Source organism: Polaromonas sp. SP1, from assembly GCF_003711205.1.
GTDB lineage: Bacteria > Pseudomonadota > Gammaproteobacteria > Burkholderiales > Burkholderiaceae_C > Polaromonas.
In genome coordinates, this window is the sequence record NZ_CP031013.1 from 3,411,815 (window position 1) to 3,430,947 (window position 19,133).

The following is a 19,133-nucleotide window of genomic DNA, read 5'->3' on the forward strand; positions in this document are numbered from 1 at the left end:
CTTGTTATGTGTGCCTCGATTCTTGCCCGGCGCCGGGCGGAATCAAGCAGGAGGAGGGCGTGTCCAACCGTCGGCAGGCACTGACAGCCTGCGCCTACAGACCACAGGGTTACAGCTTCGCCAGGCGCTGCAGTGCCGTGTTCAGCGTCTCGTCTTTCTTGGCAAAACAGAAACGCACCACGCGCTGGTCAAAGCCGTTGCCGTAGAAGGCCGACAGCGGAATGGCGGCCACACCGATCTCGGTGGTCAGCCATTTGCAGAATTCGGCTTCGCCCAGGTCGCTCACCTCAGAGATATCCACGCACTGGAAATAGCTGCCTTCGCTCGGCAGCAGCTTGAAGCGGGTTTTGGCCAGGCCTTCGCGGAACAGGTCGCGCTTGCGCTGGTAGAAGGCCGGCAGGCCCAGATAGGGCTGCTCATCGGCCATGTAGCTCGCCAGGCCGTACTGCACGGGCGTATTGACGGTGAAAACATTGAACTGGTGCACCTTGCGGAATTCGGCCGTCAGCGCAGCGGGCGCGGCCACATAGCCGACCTTCCAGCCGGTCACGTGGTAGGTCTTGCCGAAGCTGCTGACGATAAAGCTGCGCGCCGCCAGGCCAGGAAAGCGGGCCGCGCTCTGGTGGATGCGGCCCTGGGCGGCGTCGAACACCATGTGCTCGTAGACCTCGTCGCTGATCAGCAGCACGTCGGTGGGCGCCAGCAGGTCCTGCAGGGCGAGCATGTCGGCCTCCGTCCATACCGTGGCGCTCGGGTTGTGGGGCGAGTTGACGATGATCGCGCGCGTGCGCGGCGTGATGGCCGCGGCGATCTTGCCGAAGTCGGGGCGGAAGGTGCCGGGCGTGAGCGGGACACGCACGACAACGCCGCCGGCCAGCTCGATGTTGGGCACATAGCTGTCGTAGCAGGGCTCGAGCACGATGACTTCATCGCCGGGATGGACCACCGCCAGGATGGCGGTGATGATGGCCTGTGTGGCCCCGGCCGTGATGGTGATCTCGGTGTTGGCGTCGTAGCGGTGGCCGTACAGTTTGGCCACCTTGGCGGAAATCGCCTCGCGCAGCACCGGTACGCCCGTCATGGGCGGGTACTGGTTCAGGCCCTTCGTCATGGCGTCCGTGACGGCATTGACCAATTGCGGGTCACATTCAAAATCAGGAAAGCCCTGGCCCAGGTTGACGGCGCCTTTTTCGGCGGCCAGGGTGGACATCACGGTGAAGATCGTGGTGCCAACGGCGGGGAGCTTGGTGGTCAGCTTGGGGGTGCGTTCGAGGATGGTTGTCATGATTGAAGCAATGAGTGTTTTTTATTCAAGTGGCCGCCGCGGAACCGGCTTAGCCGGGCCGCTAGCGGCGCCCCCTTGAGGGGGAGGCGGGCAAAGCCCGCTATGGGGGGAGTCAAACCTCATAATCGTTGACGCGGCCGGCCATGGCCTTGGTAATGAGCGCACGGTCCAGCTTGTCGCTGAGAAGCTCGGCGAATTTATACACAAAGTTGCGCAGGTAGGCGCTGCGCTTGAAGGCGACACGCGCCACATTGATGCCGAACAGCGGGCCTGCCGGGATGGCGACCAGGTCGCTGTTGGTGCCGTCTTCCTTGATGGCCATTTCGGCCACGATGCCCACGCCCAGGCCCAGGCGGACATAAGTCTTGATCACGTCGGAGTCGATGGCCTCCAGTGCGATACGCGGCTGCAGGCGCTTGGCGGCGAAGGCCAGGTCGATCTTGGTGCGGCCGGTGAACGACGGGTGGTAGGTGATCAAGGGCTCGTCGGCCAGGTCTTCGAGCGTGATGTTTTCTTTTTTGGCCAGCGGGTGGTCGACGGGGATGACAAGCATGTGCTGCCATTCATAGCAGGGCAGGGTGACCAGGTCTTCATATTGGGTCAGCGACTCGGTCGCGATGCCGATTTCGGCCACTTCGTCGAGCACCATGCGCGCCACCTGGTCGGGCGAGCCCTGGTGCAGGCTGACATTGACTTTGGGGAAGGCTTCACGCAGCTTGGCCACCGGTTGCGGCAGCACATAGCGGGCCTGGGTGTGGGTGGTGGCGATCGACAGCGTGCCGCTGTCCTGCGCCGAGAACTGCTCGCCGATGCGGCGCAGGTTGCCGACCTCGCGCATGATCAATTCAATGCTTTTGAGGACATGCTCGCCGGGTTCGGTCACGCGTTTGAGGCGCTTGCCGTGCCGGGCAAAGATTTCCACGCCCAGTTCCTCTTCCAGTTCGATGATGGCTTTGGACACCCCGGGCTGCGACGTGTGCAACGCCTTGGCCGTCTCGGTGAGGTTCAGGTTGCGCCGGATGGCCTCCTGGACGAATCGGAATTGGTGGAGGTTCATATCAAATTCAGGCTAATTATTCACTTCATTATGCCTGTTTTGCCCTAAGGAGGCGTGGTGGCTGCGTGGCCTTTAGCCGCGCCAACCGGCCTTCAAGCCAGTGCGATACCGGCCATCAGGGCGGTCAGTTCGTGGTACTCGCCGGCAGTCGGCAAGAGCTCCACGTCGACGCCTGGATGGTTTGCGCGAATCTCATTCACCAGCCGGGGCAGGTCTTCACGCGCGTGTTTGCCAACCCCAAAAAAAAGCGGGAAGACCCTTATGGAGCTTGCACCTTCAGCTATCAAATTTATAGCAGCTTCAGACAGGGAGGGGGCGCAAAGCTCCACGTAGGCGCACAGCACAGGCGTGTCGGGTGCGGTGGTGCGGATTAGCGCCGCAACGGCTTCGATGGGCGCGCGCCATTGCGGGTCGCGCGAGCCATGGGCCAGCAGGATGATGCCGCGGGTGGCGGCTATAGCGGGTGCTGCAGGCATCCGTTAGCGCCTCAACACCAGCCAGCCGAAGGCGCCCAGCGACACGGCCATGTAAAGCAGGCCCGGCGTGGCCGCTGCCAGCCAGGGTTGCCAGTTGCGCAGGTTGCCGATGTAGCCAAACACGTTGTTCAGCAGGAAAAAGCTGATGCCGATCATGACGCCGGCAAAAACGTAGCCCGCGATGCCGCCTGAGCGGAAATGCAGGTAAGCAAAAGGCAGGGCCAATATCACCATCACCAGGCAACTGAGGGGGTAAAAGACCTTTTTCCAGAACTCGATCTCATAGCGCTGGGCGGTCTGGCCGTTGGCGTCGAGGTGGCGAACATAATTAAAGAGGTCGATGGTGCCCATGCGCTCCGGCTTGAGCAGGGCCACCGAGACCATCTCTGCGCTGATTTCGGTGGGCCATCGGAAGGTTTCAAGCGTCGCGCGGTTGACCCTGGCGGCGTCTTGCGGCTTGCCGGTGCCGGTGATGCCGGCGGAAACCTCAAACTCGGCGCGGACCGCCTTGTGAAGCACCCAGGCATCGCCTGTGGCAAAAGTGGCCAGCGGCGCCTGGGTGGTCGAGACCACCAGCCCCTTGTTGTTGAATTCAAAAACCTGCACGCCCTGCATTTCGTTGTCGGGCGACAGCGTTTTGACGTTGACGACATAGGTGTTGTAGGCCTGTTTTTCCTTGAGCCAGGCGCCGGTCTGGCCGATGGTGATCTTGTTCTGGTAGCGCGCCTTGAGCAACTGCGCCGCCCGTTCGCTGGCTGGCGCAACGTAGTCGCCGATCGCGAAGCTGAACACCACAAACAGCGCACCCAGCGCCAGCAGCAGTTTCAGCGCGCGCCAGGGACCCAGGCCGCTGGTTCGCAAAATCGTGTATTCGGAGCTTTGGGCCAGCCGGGCCATCACGAAGATCGTGCCGATCAGCACCGAGATCGGCAGGAGTTCATAGAGGTGATTGGGAATCAGGAGCCCGACGTACAAAAGCGCATGGCGTATCTGGTAGATGTCTGCGGCATTGATGCCGGTGCTTTTGCCGAGGTACTGGAGCTCGTCGACCAGGTCAAAAAAGAAGAACAGCGCCAGGAAACCCAGGGCCACCAGGGCGATGGCGGCCAGGATTTCACCGTAGATGAGGCGGCGTATGGTTTTCATGGGTGGCTTTCGCTGCCGCGAACGGCCAGGGGCGACCTGTTGAGCCGGCGGGCGGGCCGCAAAACCCAGTTGAACTGCCGCTTGGACAGCCAGGCCAGTCCAAGCACGAGGACGCCGCCGTGAAGCAGCAGCAGGAAGTTGCTGAAGCTGATCAGGCCGACAAAGATCCAGCTCTGGCCGAGGTTGACGAGGTTGTTGTAAACCACGAAGGTCAGCAGCACAAAAATCATGTTGCCGCTGCGCCCGCCCCGCGGGTTGACGCTGGCCAGCGCCACCGCCAGGATCACAAAATTGATCGAAGCCAGCGCCAGGCCCACGCGCCAGGCGAGCTCGCTGAGGTTGCCGCGCGTGGGGGCCTTGATCAGGTCGCGCGTGGACAGCAGTTTGGACTCGGGGGCGTTTTCGATCAGCGGGTTGGAGTCGCCGGTCTTGGTGCCGTACTCTTCAAAGTCGCTGATCTTCAGGCCCGGCTGCCCGATGACGCTTTCAAGGCGCTGGCCGTTTTCAAGCATCAGGAACTGGGCGTCGCCGAGGGCGTCGATGCGGCCGGAGCGTGCGGTGGTGATGGAGCTTTTGCCCTTTTCGGTGGAGGCAATGAAGACGTTGTTGCTGGCCCGCTCGCCCGCCAGGTTCCGGTCGATAAAAAACACCCGGTTGCCGCTGGAAGACTCCTGGAACTGGCCCGGCGCGATGCGGTCAAGGTCGCCGCGCTGCTCGTAGCGGCTTTGCATGTCTTTGGTCTGCTGGTTGGTCCAGGGCCAGACAAAAAGCGCCATCAGGGTGATGACCAGCAATACCGGCCAGGCAAAACGGAAGAGCGGCCTTAAAAACCCCGCCAACCCCTGGCCGGCGGTGAACCACACCACCATTTCGCTGTCGCGGTACATGCGCGACAGGGTGCTGACCATGGCGATGAAAAGCGACAGCGTCAGGATGGTCGGCAGCCGGCCCAGCGCGGAGTAGGCCATGAAGAGCATCACGTCCTGCGGATTGATGAAGCCGCGCGAAGCCTGGCCCAGCGTTCGGATCAAAACGATGGTCATGACGATGGTGACCAGCACCACCAGGGTGGCCCCGAAACTGCGCGCCAGCTCTTTGCGAATCGAAGATTGGAATAACATTGACTGACTGTCTGCTTTTGCCTGTGTTCTATTTCGGTTTGATTTTTGTCTTATTTTTGTTCTGCCCGGTGTATTGCCCGGTTTATTTACCAAACCCCTGAATTATGGACTTTGAACTCAAAACACTGACCCGCGCGCGTATTTGCAGCGAAAAAACCGACGCACTGGTCGTGCTCGTTCCCCAGGACATGGCCTCCGGCGCCGACGCTTTGTCGGTGCTCGCCGCGCTGGCGATCAAGTCGGGGGACTTTGAAGCCAAGCCAGGCAAGCTCCTGAGTGCCTATCGCACGACCGGCATTGCGGCCACGCGTGTGGTGCTGGCAGGCGTGGGCGATGCCAGCCCCAAAAATGTCCGTTCTGCAGTCAGCGCAGCCCTGGGCGCACTGAAGTCCAGCAACGCGCAGCGCCTGACCCTGTGCTTCAGCACGCTGGATGGCGTGCAGGCTGAAGCCGTTCGCGCTGCCGTGACGGCGTGCAGCGACGCAAGCTATACCTACACCACCACCAAGTCCAAAGCCACCCCCGCAAGGCTGCGGCATGTGGTCGTTGCTGTGCAGGACGCCGCGACCGCCAAAACAACCAGGGCCGGCTTCGACAAGGGCGCGGCGCTGGTCAAGGGTGTGGAGTTTGCCAAGGAGTGGGCCAATCGCCCGGCCAATCACGCCACGCCAACCTTGCTGGCCGGCGCGGCCAAAGAGCTGGGCAAGCTGCGCAATATCAAGGTCGACATACTGGGCCCCAAAGAAGTGGCCAAGCTGGGCATGGGCTCTTTCATGGCCGTCGCCCAGGGCACGGCCGAGCCCTTGCGCTTCATCGTGCTGCGTTATGCGGGCGCTGCCAGGGATGCGGCGCCTGTGGTGCTGGTCGGCAAGGGCATCACCTTCGATACCGGGGGCATTTCCATCAAGCCCGCGGCGGAAATGGACGAGATGAAGTTCGACATGTGCGGCGCCGCGAGCGTGCTGGGCACCTTCCGGGCTCTGGCCGAGCTCCAGCCGGCGCTGAATGTAGTGGGCCTGATCCCGGCCTGCGAGAACATGCCGGGTGGCCGCGCCATCAAGCCTGGCGATGTGGTCACCAGCATGAGCGGGCAGACCATTGAAATCCTCAACACCGATGCCGAAGGCCGCCTCGTGCTGTGCGACGCACTCACTTACGCCGAGCGTTTCAAGCCCAGGGCGGTGGTCGATATCGCCACGCTGACCGGCGCCTGCGTGATTGCGCTGGGCGGGGTGCGCAGCGGCATGTTTTCCAGCGACGATGCGCTGGCTGCCGCGCTGTCGGAGGCGGGCGAATCGTCCATGGACCTGTGCTGGAGGATGCCGCTGGACGACGACTACGCAGAGGGACTCAAAACCAATTTCGCCGACGTTGCCAATGTGGCGGGCCGGGCCGGCGGCGCCATCACGGCGGCCAAGTTCCTGCAGCGATTTTCGGCCAGTTTCCCGTGGGCACACCTGGACATTGCCGGTACGGCCTGGAAGAGCGGCGCCGCCAAAGGCGCCACGGGACGGCCCGTGCCCCTGCTTCTGGACTACCTGCTCGGCCAGGTTTCCGCTGAAAAGGCCAAGCCTTCGGCCAAACCGTCCAGGCCGTCGGCGAAGGCGTCAGCCAAAGCCAGGCCAGCACCAAGAACCCGGGCATGACAGAAATCGCCTTTCACTTCAACGTGCCCGACAAGCTGGCGTACGGCTGCCGGCTGCTTCGCAAGGCCTACCTCAGTGGCGCCAGCGTGGTGGTCACTGCGGAACCGGCGGTGCTGGCCGAACTGGACCAGCTGATGTGGAGTTTCTCGGCCGCCGAATTTGTGCCGCATTGCCGGGCAGATGCCGGCGACAGCACGCTGGCTGCGACGCCCGTGGTGCTCGCCGAATCGCCAGGCATGTCTCCCCATCACGGCGTGCTGGTCAATCTGGGGCAGGAGATTCCTGCTGAATTTGAGCGCTTCGAACGCTTTATCGAGGTGGTTGCACGAACGGACGACGACCGCCTGGCTGCGCGCAGCCGATGGAAGCATTACACCGACAGGGGCTACGCGATGAAGCGGCATGACCTTGCAACGGCCGGGGAGGGTGCATGAGCCGCCCGCCCACGCCGCCCCGGTTTGTTCCCACGCTGACGGAAGTCATCCGGCCGATGCCAGCGCCGGCCGCATCGGCCGTGGCGCCGCCGGCCCCGATGACCGCAAGCGAGCCTCCGCTGGCTGCCGCGCCGTCGCCGGCAGCGTCCTCCCTGGCGCCCTCAGCGGATGTGCAGGAACAGATGGTGCAGCGTGTACTGCAGCGGGTGGACCTGGTCCTGGAGCGGCGCTTGCGGGAGGTGGTCGGGCAGCTGATTCTGGAGCACACGCAAAACCTGGCGCCGCGTCTTCGCGAAGAAATTGAAGTGGTCGTGCGCCAGTCCGTCAGCCAGGCTTTTGACTCCGAAGCGGCAGCGCCAAACAGGCCTTCGTGACCGAGCGTTTCAAGGTCGCAAAGGCGACTGTTCGTCAGCCTGTTTTACGCGTGCGGAAAGCCGTGAAAACACAAGTTCACATAAGGCAATCTGCTCCCCGGGTAAACCCCCTTATCAGAATTTAACCTAGGGACGTTGCTATGGTGCGGGCCCGGAAATTGCGTTATGTTCGGCCCCGTTGAGTAAAAAAATTGTTCTCAACCTTTAACGGTAATTTCCTAATCGGAGTGTTTTTATGCAAATGAAATTAAAACTGACAGTAGTGGCTGCTCTCGCTGCGGTAGCGGGTTTTGCCTCTGCCCAAGACGCAGTGGTCAAAATCGGTCACGTGGCGCCGCTGTCCGGCTCACAAGCCCACTACGGCAAAGACAATGAAAACGGCGTGCGCATGGCCATCGAAGACCTGAACGCGCAAAACGTGGTCATCGGCGGCAAAAAGGTCAAGTTTGAAATTGTTGCTGAAGATGATGCTGCTGATCCAAAACAGGGCACCGCAGCCGCACAAAAACTGTGCGACTCCAAAGTTGCCGGCGTGGTCGGCCACCTGAATTCCGGAACCACCATTCCTGCATCCAAGGTGTACAACGACTGCGGCATTCCTCACGTCACGGGCGCTGCAACCAACCCCAACCTGACCAAGCCCGGCTACAAGACCACCTACCGCATCATCGCCAACGACAACGCCCTGGGCGCTGGCCTGGCTTTCTATGCTGCCGACACGCTGAAGCTGAAGAAAGTCGCCATCATTGATGACCGTACCGCTTACGGCCAAGGCGTTGCTGAAGTGTTCAAGAAAACGGCCCTGGCAAAAGGCATGACCGTGGTTGACGAACAGTTCACCACCGACAAGGCAACCGACTTCATGGCCATTCTGACGGCTATCAAGGCCAAAGCCCCTGATGCCATCTTCTACGGCGGCATGGACCCACAAGGCGGCCCAATGCTGCGCCAGATGGAACAACTCGGCATGGGCAACGTCAAGTACTTCGGCGGCGACGGCATCTGCACCGCAGAGCTGGCCAAGCTGACCGCAGGCGCCAAGACCATCGGCAACGTGGTTTGCGCTGAAGGCGGCGCATCGCTGGCCAAAATGCCAGGCGGCGAAGCATGGAAAAAGCGTTACGACGCCAAGTACCCGAACCAGTTCCAGGTTTACAGCCCGTACACCTATGACGCGACTTTCGTTCTGGTCGACGCCATGAAGCGTGCCGGTTCGTGGGATCCAAAGGTCTACACGCCTGAGCTGATCAAGTCCAACTTCAAGGGCGTGACCACCACGATCGCTTTTGAACCCAATGGCGAACTGAAGAACCCCGCCATCACCCTGTACGTCTACAAGGACGGCAAGAAATCTGCTCTGAACTAATCGTTCACTGCCGGTAAAAAAGCCACCGCAAGGTGGCTTTTTTTTGCCTGCTCCCTGCCAAAGGAAGAGGGCGCAGGAAGGGAGCCGGGAATTAGGAGGTGGCGCCGCACGTGTCGGGCTGGAAAGCGAAGCGGGCACAAAAAAGCCCAGACTGGCTGGGCTTTCAGGTGTTTTTGCTGCCGTGTGGAACCTCACGGCAACTAGACATTTTGGCGGAAGAGGCGGGATTCGAACCCGCGGTAGGTTTAACCCTACGCACGCTTTCCAGGCGTGTGACTTAAACCGCTCATCCACCCTTCCGCGAAGCCTTTGATTATAGCAGTGCTGCAGGTGTATGGCGCCAATCAGTCCAAATACGTGAACCTAGTGCACCGCGCCCTGGAACCGGTGCTTCTCCAGTTGCGCGAGGGTAACAAACTCCAGCGCCTTGCTGTGGGTCGACTCCAGGATAACGGGTGGTGCAAAGCCGGCTTCCAGCGCCTCCCGCCAGCGGTTGGCGCAAAGGCACCAACGGTCGCCCGCCTTCAGCCCGGCAAAGCGATGCTCGGGCCGCGGCGTGGAAAGGTCGTTGCCGCGGGCGGCGGAAAACACCAAAAACTCGCTGGTGACCCGAACGCACACCAGGTGTGAGCCCAGGTCCGAGGCGTCCGTGTTGCAGCACCCGTCACGGAAATAACCGGTAAGCGGGTCGTAGGAGCAGGGCACGAGGTCCGTACCCAGAACATTCTTGGCTTCCATGGCGTCGTCTGTGAAAAGAAGATGGGGTTCGAGTGAAAAGCGCGGCTTCAGGTTCCGGTTTTAGGCCTTGTTGGCCTGCACCATTTTCATGGCCGAGCTGATGAGGGCGGTGACCTCGGTCATATTGCTAGGCACCACCAGCGTGGTTTTGGCATCCTTGGCCACCTTGGAATAGGCGTCGACAGCCTGTTCAGCCACCTTCAGCTGCACGGCCTGCTCGCCGCCGGGCTGGCGGATCGCTGCGGCCACCATCTCGATGGCCTTGGCGTTGGCGTCGGCAACGGCCATGATGGCGGCGGCTTCACCCTGGGCGTTGTTGATGGCTGCCAGTTTTTCGCCTTCCGAGCGGGCGATAAAGGCTTCGCGTTCGCCGGTGGCGATATTGATCTGCTCTTGCCGGCGGCCTTCGGAGGCGGCGATCAGCGCGCGCTTTTCGCGCTCAGCCGTGATCTGCGACTGCATGGCATGCAGGATTTCCTTGGGCGGCGTCAAATCCTTGATTTCATAACGCAGGACCTTCACGCCCCAGTTCAGCGCGGCTTCGTCGATGGCGGCAACCACTTGCGCATTGATGATGTCGCGCTCTTCAAAGGTCTTGTCGAGCTCCAGTTTGCCGATCACCGAACGCAGCGAGGTTTGGGCCAGCTGCGTGACGGCGACGATGTAGTTGGACGAGCCGTAGCTGGCGCGCATCGGGTCGGTCACCTGGAAGTAGAGAATGCCGTCGACCTGCAACTGCGTGTTGTCGCGTGTGATGCAAACCTGGCTGGGAACATCCAGCGGGATTTCCTTCAGGCTGTGTTTGTAGGCCACACGGTCCACAAAAGGCACCAGGAAGTTCAGCCCCGGCGTGAGGCTGCCGTGGTATTTGCCCAGCCGTTCGATCACCCAGGCGTTTTGCTGCGGCACGACCTTGATGCTGCGGACGATAAAGATGCCAGCCACGATCAGGATGACGAGTGCGATTTCCATGGTTTCTCCGTTCAGTTATTCGTTATTGATGCGTTTTTTGACGCGTCCCGGTCCTGGCTTTCGGGCACAGGCCGGGTTTCCCTCAAAGCCTACAGCTTCTCGATGACCAGCCGGTTGCCCAGCATTTCCTTGATGCGGAAGCTGCCGGGGCTGCCCGGTTCCGCCGGATCGGCCGCTACCGCGGTCCAGTTGGCGCCACGGAATTTCACCGTCGCCGTGCCGTCGGGGTTCCATTGGGCCACCTGCACTGGCTCACCGATGTCCAGGTTGACATCGCGGTTCGCGTTGGCGGGCAGCGGGGCCGGGCTTTTGCCGCGCTGCCAGTGCCAGGCTGCGACTGCGCCGCCGCCAACCACCGCCGCCGCCACGATCTGGGCAACCAGCGGCAGGCCCAGGTGGGCGGCGATGGCACCTGCCACCAGGCCCACGGCGATCATCAGCAGGTAAAAGGTGCCGGTCACCAGCTCCACCGCGACGGCCACACCGGCCAGCAACCACCAGATAGTCGATTCACTCATGCTTCCTCCTTTTGTCGGTCATCCGCGACATTTTGGGGCAATTAGACCCCAAGACAAGCGTAGCGCAACAATATGTCCTTACACTTCGCTGCTTGGAAAAAGCTTCCTCTCACCGCCCGGGCTCAACCTGTCTATGCCCTTTGAGCGTTCCCCATGCCCTCCGACAGGTTCAGGGCGACCATGAACTCCAGCCCACGCCATGAAATTTCGCTTTCCCATTGTCATCATTGACGAAGACTTCCGCTCCGAAAATACCTCCGGGCTGGGTATTCGCGCGCTGGCGCAAGCCATCGAAAGCGAGGGCTTCGAGGTGCTGGGCGTCACCAGCTACGGCGACCTGTCGCAGTTTGCCCAGCAGCAAAGCCGCGCCAGCGCCTTCATTTTGTCGATCGACGACGAAGAGTTCTCGCCCGGCCCCGACCTCGATCCCGCCGTGCTGAACCTGCGCACCTTCATCGAGGAGGTGCGCCGCAAGAACCTGGACGTGCCGATCTATGTCTACGGTGAGACCAAGACTTCGCGCCACATCCCCAACGACATCCTGCGCGAGCTGCACGGCTTCATCCACATGTTTGAGGACACGCCCGAATTTGTGGCGCGCCATATCCTGCGTGAAGCCAAAAGTTATCTGGAGGGCGTGCAGCCGCCATTTTTCAAGGCGCTGCTCGATTACGCCGAAGACGGCTCCTACTCCTGGCATTGCCCGGGCCACTCCGGCGGCGTGGCTTTTCTCAAAAGCCCTGTGGGGCAGATGTATCACCAGTTCTACGGTGAGAACATGCTGCGCGCCGACGTCTGCAATGCGGTGGAAGAGTTGGGCCAGTTGCTTGACCACAATGGCGCGATCGGTGCCAGCGAGCGCAATGCTGCGCGCATTTTCAATGCCGACCATTGCTTCTTTGTGACCAACGGCACATCGACCAGCAACAAGATGGTTTGGCACCACACGGTGGCGCCCGGCGACGTGGTGGTGGTCGACCGCAACTGCCACAAGTCCATCCTGCACTCCATCATCATGACGGGGGCGATCCCTGTTTTCCTGAAGCCGACGCGCAACCATTTCGGCATCATCGGGCCGATTCCCCAGAGCGAATTCGAGCCGGATGCCATCCGCGCCAAGATCGATGCCAACCCGCTGCTCAAGGGCGTGGACAGCAGCAAGGTCAAGCCGCGCGTGCTGACGCTGACGCAGTCCACCTACGACGGCGTGCTCTACAACACCGAAACCATCAAGGGCATGCTGGACGGCTTTATCGACAACCTGCACTTCGACGAAGCCTGGTTGCCGCACGCAGCTTTCCACCCGTTCTACGGCACCTACCACGCGATGGGCAAGAACCGCATACGGCCGAAAAACGCCGTCGTCTATGCCACCCAGTCCATCCACAAGCTGCTGGCCGGTATCAGCCAGGCCAGCCACGTGCTGGTGCAGGACTCGCAGGACGTGAAGCTCGACAGGCACCTCTTTAACGAGGCCTACCTGATGCACACCTCGACTTCGCCGCAGTACAGCATCATCGCCAGCTGCGACGTGGCCGCCGCCATGATGGAGCCGCCCGGCGGCACCGCGCTGGTGGAAGAAAGCATTGCCGAGTCGCTGGACTTCCGGCGCGCGATGCGCAAGATCGACGAGGAATACGGCGACGACTGGTGGTTCAAGGTCTGGGGTCCGGACAAGCTGGTCGAAGAAGGCATCGGCGAAGCCCAGGACTGGATCATCAAGGGCGAATCCCGCAGCGCCAAGACGGCCAAAAACGGCGCCAACAACTGGCACGGCTTCGGCCAGATGGCCACCGGCTTCAACATGCTGGACCCGATCAAGTCCACCATCGTCACGCCCGGCCTCGACCTGAACGGCAAGTTCGCCAAGACCGGCATCCCGGCCAGCATCGTGACCAAGTTCCTGGCTGAGCACGGCGTGATCGTCGAAAAAACCGGCCTCTACAGCTTCTTCATCATGTTCACCATCGGCATCACCAAGGGCCGCTGGAACACGCTGCTGACGGCGCTGCAGCAGTTCAAGGACGACTACGACAAGAACCAGCCGATGTGGCGCATCCTTCCGGAGTTTTGCCAGAAGTACCCCAAATACGAGCGCATGGGCCTGGCCGATTTGTGCCAGCACATCCATGCCCTGTACGCCAAGTACGACATCGCCCGCCTGACCACCGAGGTGTATCTGAGCGACCTGGCCCCGGCCATGAAACCCAGCGACGCCTATGCCCACATCGCGCACCGCACAACAGAGCGGGTCGAGATTGATCACCTGGAAGGCCGCATCACCGTGGGTCTGGTGACACCTTACCCGCCGGGCATTCCGCTGCTGATTCCGGGCGAGGTGTTCAACAAGCGCATCGTGGACTACCTCAAGTTCTCGCGCGAGTTCAATGCGCAATGCCCGGGCTTTGAGACCGATATCCACGGCTTGGTGGAAGAGGTCGATGCCAAGGGCAAGACCCGCTACTACGCCGACTGCGTGAAGAAATAAGCCCGCGGCGTTCCGTCAGGGCGGCAAAAAAAGCCGGTGCATTTGCACCGGCTTTTTTGATGGTGCGCTCACCAATGGGTTCTAAAGGGCTGCCTCTTCGCGCGTGCGCATAAAGCTGGCAAAGCGGGGAATGCCGCTGTCGTTCAGGCCCCGAAAGCGGTAGGTGACGGTGCTGCCCACCGGCGGCGGGTTGCGGCGCTGCTCGTCGCTCAGGCCTGTGCCCAGCTTGAAGCGCCGGGCGGCCTTGCCATCCTGCCCCGGCATTTCTACCAGCAGGGCGCCCACCACACCGGCATATTTGCCTTTGCCCGGAATGTGCGCGACCACGCGGGCTTCCGTGTCTTCGTGGGTTTTGGCTTTGAGCAGGTCGTCATTGCGCCCGCTTTTATAGAGCGACGCGCCCCGGTGCAGCATCAGCCCTTCGCCGCCGCTCTTGGCGGTCCTGGCCAGCATTGCCTGCAGGGCAGGGTGATTTGCCACTTTTGATTGCGCTACGGCCTGCACCCAGGGCTGGTCGATCCGGCTCACCAGCCCGCCCAGGGCGGGAATCCGGTCGCTGAAGCTGCCGCCGTGCGCGGGCAGGTCGAACACCATGAAGCGCATCGCCCGCCATGCCGCATCGTCCGGGGTTTGCTGGCGCACCGTGGAGACGGCCCGGGCGAACTGGCCGCGGCCTGCCCATAGCTCCCCGTCCAGGGGCGTCTTGGGCCAGCCCGCGGTAAACCAGGCGGGGGCGGCAATGCGCTCGCCGCCCCGGGTCAGCAATTTTTCACCGTCCCAGTAGCCGCGTACCCCGTCGTATTTTTCGCTCACCCAGTGGTCGGACAGGGAAATGCCTGGCTGGTAATTTTTGGCCAGCATGAGTGGCGGGGCGCCCAGCGTGGAGGAGGTGGAAGAAGTAGAAGAAGTAGCGGAAGGGACAGCGGCAGATGCAGCAGAGACGAAGGGAAAGGCCGGTGTCAGAAGGCCTGCCGCCACCAGCAGCAGATGCAGTGCAGTCAGGCGAAAACGCGTCACGCGGGGACGGTGAGTGGTGGCTGGAGCGGCTGGAGCGTCAAGCCGGAATTCGTTTTTCATGGTTGATTTGACTTTTTGCTGTATGAATATACAGTCTATATTTCACCGTGCCGAGGTGCAAGCGTCTCTGTGCAATCGGTTGGCCATCTGTAGCCCCTTTCACTGGCCGCTCGTGATCAGCCCCACCATTGACCCACGTTCAGTCTGCAAATGACCAGGAAAGGATTCGGCCATGACGACCCAGCAAGGAAGCTGCCACTGCGGAAAAATCGCTTTTGAGGTGGAGGGCCAGCCTGAAAGTGTGCTGGCCTGCAATTGCTCCATGTGCCAGCGCAAGGGTTCGCTGCTCTGGTTTGTGGCCCGCGACAAACTCCGGCTGCTGACGCCGGAAGACAACGCCAGCACCTACCTCTTCAACAAGCACGCCATCCGCCACCGGTTTTGCCCGACCTGCGGCATTCACCCTTATGGCGAGGGAACCGACCCAAGCGGCAAGGGCATGGCCGCCATCAATGTGCGCTGCCTGGAAGGCATCGACCTTGCCGCCATTCCCGTCCAGCATTTCAACGGGCGCGCTTCCTAGTCTCGGGGGCGCCTTGGCCCGCTTCGCCGGGTTGAGACGCATCTGGCGAGGCGGCCCGCCTCTATGTCGCGTCTCTCGGGCGCTCCCCAAGATCCCCGAATGCGCCAATAATCAGCAGGACTGACAACTGACTTCCTGCTGCGCCCGGCGCTGTGGGCTTTCCTCCAGAGACAATGAATTCGAGCGACATCGACTCCATAGAGCGCGCCACCGTTGCGGCGGTATCCCCCGAAGCCGTTGAAGAATTTGACGGCTGGCTGCTGGCCTTTGACCACGGAACGGTCAACCGGGCCCACTGCGCTGTCCCGCTGAGACATGCACCCGCCGGGAACACCGTGGTCGGCCAGATTGAGGCACGCTACCGGGCGCGCGGGCTGCGCACGCTGTTCCGGCTGGCCAATGAGCCCTGTTTCGACAGCTTGCGGCTGGAACTTGAGCGGCGCAATTACCAGCGCGGCCGGCCGGTGCTGGTCCAGGTGGGCTCCGCGCAGGCCATGCGCGATGGCTGTGCCGCCACCCCTGCCGAAACCGCCGATGTACCGGATGCGCAATGGGCAGCGCTGTTTCTCGCCGCAGGTTTTGACCCGGTCGATGGCGCGAGCCGGGTCAAGGCCTTGGGCCGCGCCCGCGGCTCTGTGTTTGCCAGCGTCCGTGAAAACGGCAAAACCGTGGCGGCGGGCGCCGGCGCGTTCAGCCATGGCTGGTCTAGCGTGCACGGCATGCGTACCGACCAGGCGTGGAGGGGGCGGGGGCTTGCCGGGCGGGTGCTGGCGGGCATTGCGGACGTGGCGATCCAGCGCGGCATTGAGCGGGTGTTCCTGCAGGTGGAAGATATCAACGCCCCCGCGCTGTCGCTTTACCGCCGCGCGGGGTTTGAAACGGCCTGGAGTTATGACTACTGGAGCCAGCCCGCAGTGTGAGTGGACGGCGGGGCGTCTGGCTACCGCTCTTCTTTTGATAGCAGCCAGCCCATGTAATTAAAGGGCTGGAGGCCAAAATGGGCCAAACTGGCATAAAAAAGGACTTCCGCTGCTCGCGCATCGGGCAAGCACCGGAAATCCCTTGGGTTTCAGCATCAAAAAGGCCTGAAGCCCTTTAAAAACCTGGGCTAGCTGCTCCTGAATTGATAGCGTGAGGCCTCAGCCTGCTCAGCCCGCCTCGGCCGGCTCGGCAATCCCGCCCACCACGTGGCTGAAGCCGCCGTCGACATAAGTGATCTCGGCGCTCACACCGCCGGCCAGGTCGCTCAGCAAAAAGGCCGCGACATTGCCCACATCCTCAATCGTCACGTTGCGGCGGATCGGCGAGGCCTCGGCGACCACGCTCAGGATCTTGCCGAAGCCCTTGATACCGCTGGCGGCCAGGGTTTTGATCGGGCCGGCGCTGATGCCGTTGACGCGCATGCCTTTGGGGCCCAGCGATTCGGCCAGGTAACGCACCGACGCCTCCAGGCTGGCCTTGGCCAGGCCCATGGTGTTGTAGTTGGGCACGGTGCGCACGGCGCCCAGGTAGGTCAGCGTGAGCAGCGCCGATTTTTTGTTCAGGTAGGGCAGGGCGGCCTTGGCCATCGCCGGGAAGCTGTAGGCGCTGATGTCGTGGGCGATCTTGAAGCTCTCGCGCGAGAGGCCGTCCAGGAAGTCGCCGGCAATCGCCTCACGCGGCGCAAAGCCGATGCTGTGCACAAAGCCGTCAAAGGTCGGCCAGGTTTTGGAGAGATCGGCAAACATTTTTTCGATCTGCGCGTCGTCGCCCACGTCGCAGTCAAAAATCAGCTTGGAGTCGAAGTCGGCGGCGAACTCGGTGATGCGGTCCTTGAAGCGCTCGCCGACGTAGCCGAAAGCCAGTTCGGCACCCTGTGCATGGCAGGCCTTGGCGATGCCGTAGGCGATGGAACGGTTGGAGAGGACCCCCGTGATCAACAGTTTTTTGCCAGTGAGGAATCCGGTATGTGTCGCCATTGAGGTGCTCCAGTAAATGCGCTTCGGGTATGCCGGCAGCGGCGCGGCGTCTGCGCGCCGGAATTTTGCCGACTCAAGTAGTGCAGAATTGTCGCATGCGAAGTTTGCTGGTCTGGGCCCTGATGGGAGTTTCATCGCCGTTGTGGGCCGCGCACGGCTACGCGCTCTGGGGCGACCTCAAATACCCCGCGGGCTTTGCCCACTTCGACTACGTCAATCCTGCCGCGCCCAAGGGCGGCGACCTGCGCCTGGTCAGCAACCTGCGCTACTCGACCTTCGACAAATACAACCCCTTCACGATCAAAGGCTCGGCCCCGGCGTACCTCTCGGACTTCATGTTCGACTCGCTGCTGACCGGCGCCATGGACGAGACCGCCTCGGGCTACGGCCTGCTGGCCGAAGACGTCGAGGTGGCGCCTGACGGGCTGGCGGCCACCTTCCGCCTGCGCAAAGAGGCGCGCTTTCACAACGGCGACCCGGTGCTGGCCGCCGACGTCAAGTACAGCTTCGACACCCTGATGGGCCCGCATACCTCGCCGAGCTACAAGACCCTGCTCGAGGACGTCGCGGCCTGCGAGGTAACCGGTGAGCGGACCGTGCGCTTTCGCTTCAAAAAGCCGAACCGCGAACTGCCGCTGACGGTGGGCGGCCTGCCGGTGTTCAGCCGCAAATGGGGTATGGACGGTGCCGGCAAAGCCAAGCCTTTTAACGAGGTAGTGACCGACATCCCCATCGGAAGCGGTCCCTACCGTATCGGCCCGGTGGTGTTCGGCAAGGACATCACCTACGTGCGCGACAAGGCCTACTGGGGCGAAAAGCTCAATGTCCGGGTCGGCACGGAAAATTTCGACAACGTGACCGTCAAGATATACAGGGACAACACCGCCAAGTTGGAGGCGCTCAAGGCCGGCGAGTTCGACATCATGCGGTTCTTCTCGGCCGGCGACTGGGCCCGGCGCCTGAGCGGCAAGCGCTTTGACAGCGGCGAGCTCGTCAAAGGCGAGTTCAAGCACCGCCTGCCCTCGGGTTTCCAGAGTTACGTGCTCAACACCCGGCGCGAAAAGCTCAAGGACCCGCGCGTGCGCGAGGCCCTGGGCCTGGCGATCGACTACGAATGGATGAACCGCCAGCTCTTTTACAACGCCTACCAGCGTGTGACCGGCATTTTCGGCAATACCGATTGCCAGGCCACCGGGACGCCGTCGGCCGAAGAACTGGCGCTGATGGAACCCTGGCGCAAACAGATTCCGGTGGGCGCCTTCGGCCCCATGTACGTGCCGGCGCGCACCGACGGCGATGCCTCCCTGCGCGCCAACCTGCGCCGCGCCCAGACGCTGCTCAAGGAGGCCGGCTGGGAAGTAAAGGACGGCAAGCTGCGCAATGCCAAGGGCGAGGCCATGGTGCTGGAATACCTGGATAGCAACGAAGGCGGCGTGCGTACGATTTCGCCCTGGATGCGCGCCCTCGACAAGCTCGGCATCCAGCTCAACTTCCGCCAGGCGGATTTCGCGCTGTATCAGCAGCGCCTGCAGAAGTTCGAGTTCGACATCGTCTCCATCGCCTACGGCGGCACCAACAACCCGGGCCAGGAGTTTGCCGACCTCTTCGGCAGCAAGGCTGCCGGCATCGAGGACTCAGGCAACTTCAGCGGCGCCGCCAATCCCGCGATTGATGCCATGATCGCGAAGATGACCAGCGCCAAGACCAAGGCCGAACTGCTGCCCGCCTGCCATGCGCTGGAGCGCATCGTGGCGCACAGCCATTACCTGTTGCCGCAGTGGACGGCGGGCACCCACCGCGTGGTGTACAACGCACGCCGCCTGGCCATGCCGGGCCAGATGCCGCCTTATGCGCCTGGGGAAACCTGGATCATCAATACCTGGTGGGCTAGATGAACACCCCCGTCGAAAAGATGTACCCCCCCGTCGGACGTTCGCTTCGCGTAACGCCTTCC

18 protein-coding genes and 1 tRNA gene are annotated in these 19,133 nt (G+C 62.1%); 8 read left to right on the plus strand and 11 right to left on the minus strand.

All coding sequences use genetic code 11. The features are described 5' to 3' along the window. Positions 1-109: 109 nt before the first annotated feature. The 5 genes from DT070_RS16265 to lptF form a co-directional block, all read right to left on the minus strand. Entirely contained in the window at positions 110-1,285 is a 1,176-nt protein-coding gene (locus DT070_RS16265; protein WP_122956337.1) for a pyridoxal phosphate-dependent aminotransferase, read from the minus strand. Positions 1,286-1,397: 112 nt separating this feature from the next. Continuing rightward, positions 1,398-2,342, minus strand: coding sequence for a CysB family HTH-type transcriptional regulator (locus DT070_RS16270; RefSeq protein ID WP_122956338.1), 945 nt, complete (start codon positions 2,340-2,342; stop codon positions 1,398-1,400). A gap of 92 nt (positions 2,343-2,434) precedes the next feature. After that, positions 2,435-2,818: a sirohydrochlorin chelatase gene (locus tag DT070_RS16275; protein WP_122956339.1), complete on the minus strand. Its 384-nt coding sequence runs from the start codon at positions 2,816-2,818 to the stop codon at positions 2,435-2,437. A 3-nt stretch (positions 2,819-2,821) separates the two neighbouring features. Continuing rightward, entirely contained in the window at positions 2,822-3,964 is a 1,143-nt protein-coding gene (lptG, locus tag DT070_RS16280; protein ID WP_122956340.1) for an LPS export ABC transporter permease LptG, read from the minus strand. Further along, entirely contained in the window at positions 3,961-5,085 is a 1,125-nt protein-coding gene (gene lptF / locus DT070_RS16285) for an LPS export ABC transporter permease LptF (RefSeq protein WP_122956341.1), read from the minus strand. Before lptF ends, lptG begins: the two co-directional genes overlap by 4 nt. A gap of 104 nt (positions 5,086-5,189) precedes the next feature. Between lptF and DT070_RS16290 the strand changes: the two genes are divergently transcribed. The 4 genes from DT070_RS16290 to DT070_RS16305 all read left to right on the plus strand — a co-directional run bounded on the left by DT070_RS16290 (position 5,190) and on the right by DT070_RS16305 (position 8,905). Then, positions 5,190-6,731, plus strand: coding sequence for a leucyl aminopeptidase (locus DT070_RS16290; RefSeq protein ID WP_122956342.1), 1,542 nt, complete (start codon positions 5,190-5,192; stop codon positions 6,729-6,731). Further along, the gene (locus DT070_RS16295; protein ID WP_122956343.1) at positions 6,728-7,165 is read left to right on the plus strand and encodes a DNA polymerase III subunit chi; all 438 of its coding nucleotides are present in this window, start codon (positions 6,728-6,730) and stop codon (positions 7,163-7,165) included. Before DT070_RS16290 ends, DT070_RS16295 begins: the two co-directional genes overlap by 4 nt. Continuing rightward, the gene (locus DT070_RS16300; protein WP_122956344.1) at positions 7,162-7,539 is read left to right on the plus strand and encodes a hypothetical protein; all 378 of its coding nucleotides are present in this window, start codon (positions 7,162-7,164) and stop codon (positions 7,537-7,539) included. Before DT070_RS16295 ends, DT070_RS16300 begins: the two co-directional genes overlap by 4 nt. 235 nt (positions 7,540-7,774) lie before the next feature. Beyond that, positions 7,775-8,905, plus strand: coding sequence for a branched-chain amino acid ABC transporter substrate-binding protein (locus tag DT070_RS16305; protein ID WP_122956345.1), 1,131 nt, complete (start codon positions 7,775-7,777; stop codon positions 8,903-8,905). 210 nt (positions 8,906-9,115) lie between these two features. On the opposite strand, the gene DT070_RS16310 is transcribed toward DT070_RS16305, so the two are convergent. The 4 genes from DT070_RS16310 to DT070_RS16325 all read right to left on the minus strand — a co-directional run bounded on the left by DT070_RS16310 (position 9,116) and on the right by DT070_RS16325 (position 11,133). After that, a tRNA-Ser gene (locus DT070_RS16310) sits at positions 9,116-9,205 on the minus strand. 63 nt (positions 9,206-9,268) lie between these two features. After that, a complete protein-coding gene (locus DT070_RS16315; protein ID WP_122956346.1) occupies positions 9,269-9,643 on the minus strand; it encodes a DUF2237 family protein in 375 nt (124 codons plus the stop codon). Positions 9,644-9,703: 60 nt separating this feature from the next. Next, positions 9,704-10,615 carry an SPFH domain-containing protein gene (locus DT070_RS16320; RefSeq protein WP_122956347.1) on the minus strand — a complete coding sequence of 304 codons (912 nt, stop codon included), beginning with the start codon at positions 10,613-10,615 and terminating at the stop codon, positions 9,704-9,706. Positions 10,616-10,704: 89 nt separating this feature from the next. Continuing rightward, on the minus strand, positions 10,705-11,133 hold the full coding sequence (locus DT070_RS16325; protein ID WP_122956348.1) for an NfeD family protein: 429 nt from the start codon (positions 11,131-11,133) through the stop codon (positions 10,705-10,707). Between the two features lie 199 nt (positions 11,134-11,332). Between DT070_RS16325 and DT070_RS16330 the strand changes: the two genes are divergently transcribed. After that, on the plus strand, positions 11,333-13,621 hold the full coding sequence (locus tag DT070_RS16330; protein ID WP_122956349.1) for an arginine/lysine/ornithine decarboxylase: 2,289 nt from the start codon (positions 11,333-11,335) through the stop codon (positions 13,619-13,621). 81 nt (positions 13,622-13,702) lie between these two features. Here DT070_RS16330 and DT070_RS16335 read toward each other — a convergent pair whose 3' ends face one another. Next, positions 13,703-14,698, minus strand: a complete 996-nt coding sequence (locus DT070_RS16335; protein ID WP_122956350.1) for a DNA ligase — start codon at positions 14,696-14,698, stop codon at positions 13,703-13,705. A gap of 172 nt (positions 14,699-14,870) precedes the next feature. Between DT070_RS16335 and DT070_RS16340 the strand changes: the two genes are divergently transcribed. Beyond that, positions 14,871-15,221 carry a GFA family protein gene (locus tag DT070_RS16340; RefSeq protein ID WP_122956351.1) on the plus strand — a complete coding sequence of 117 codons (351 nt, stop codon included), beginning with the start codon at positions 14,871-14,873 and terminating at the stop codon, positions 15,219-15,221. Between the two features lie 173 nt (positions 15,222-15,394). Next, the gene (locus DT070_RS16345) at positions 15,395-16,141 is read left to right on the plus strand and encodes a GNAT family N-acetyltransferase (protein WP_122956352.1); all 747 of its coding nucleotides are present in this window, start codon (positions 15,395-15,397) and stop codon (positions 16,139-16,141) included. A 228-nt stretch (positions 16,142-16,369) separates the two neighbouring features. Here DT070_RS16345 and fabI read toward each other — a convergent pair whose 3' ends face one another. After that, positions 16,370-17,179: an enoyl-ACP reductase FabI gene (gene fabI / locus DT070_RS16350; RefSeq protein ID WP_122956353.1), complete on the minus strand. Its 810-nt coding sequence runs from the start codon at positions 17,177-17,179 to the stop codon at positions 16,370-16,372. Between the two features lie 95 nt (positions 17,180-17,274). Between fabI and DT070_RS16355 the strand changes: the two genes are divergently transcribed. Next, positions 17,275-19,074 carry an extracellular solute-binding protein gene (locus tag DT070_RS16355; protein ID WP_194965909.1) on the plus strand — a complete coding sequence of 600 codons (1,800 nt, stop codon included), beginning with the start codon at positions 17,275-17,277 and terminating at the stop codon, positions 19,072-19,074. Positions 19,075-19,133: the final 59 nt, after the last annotated feature.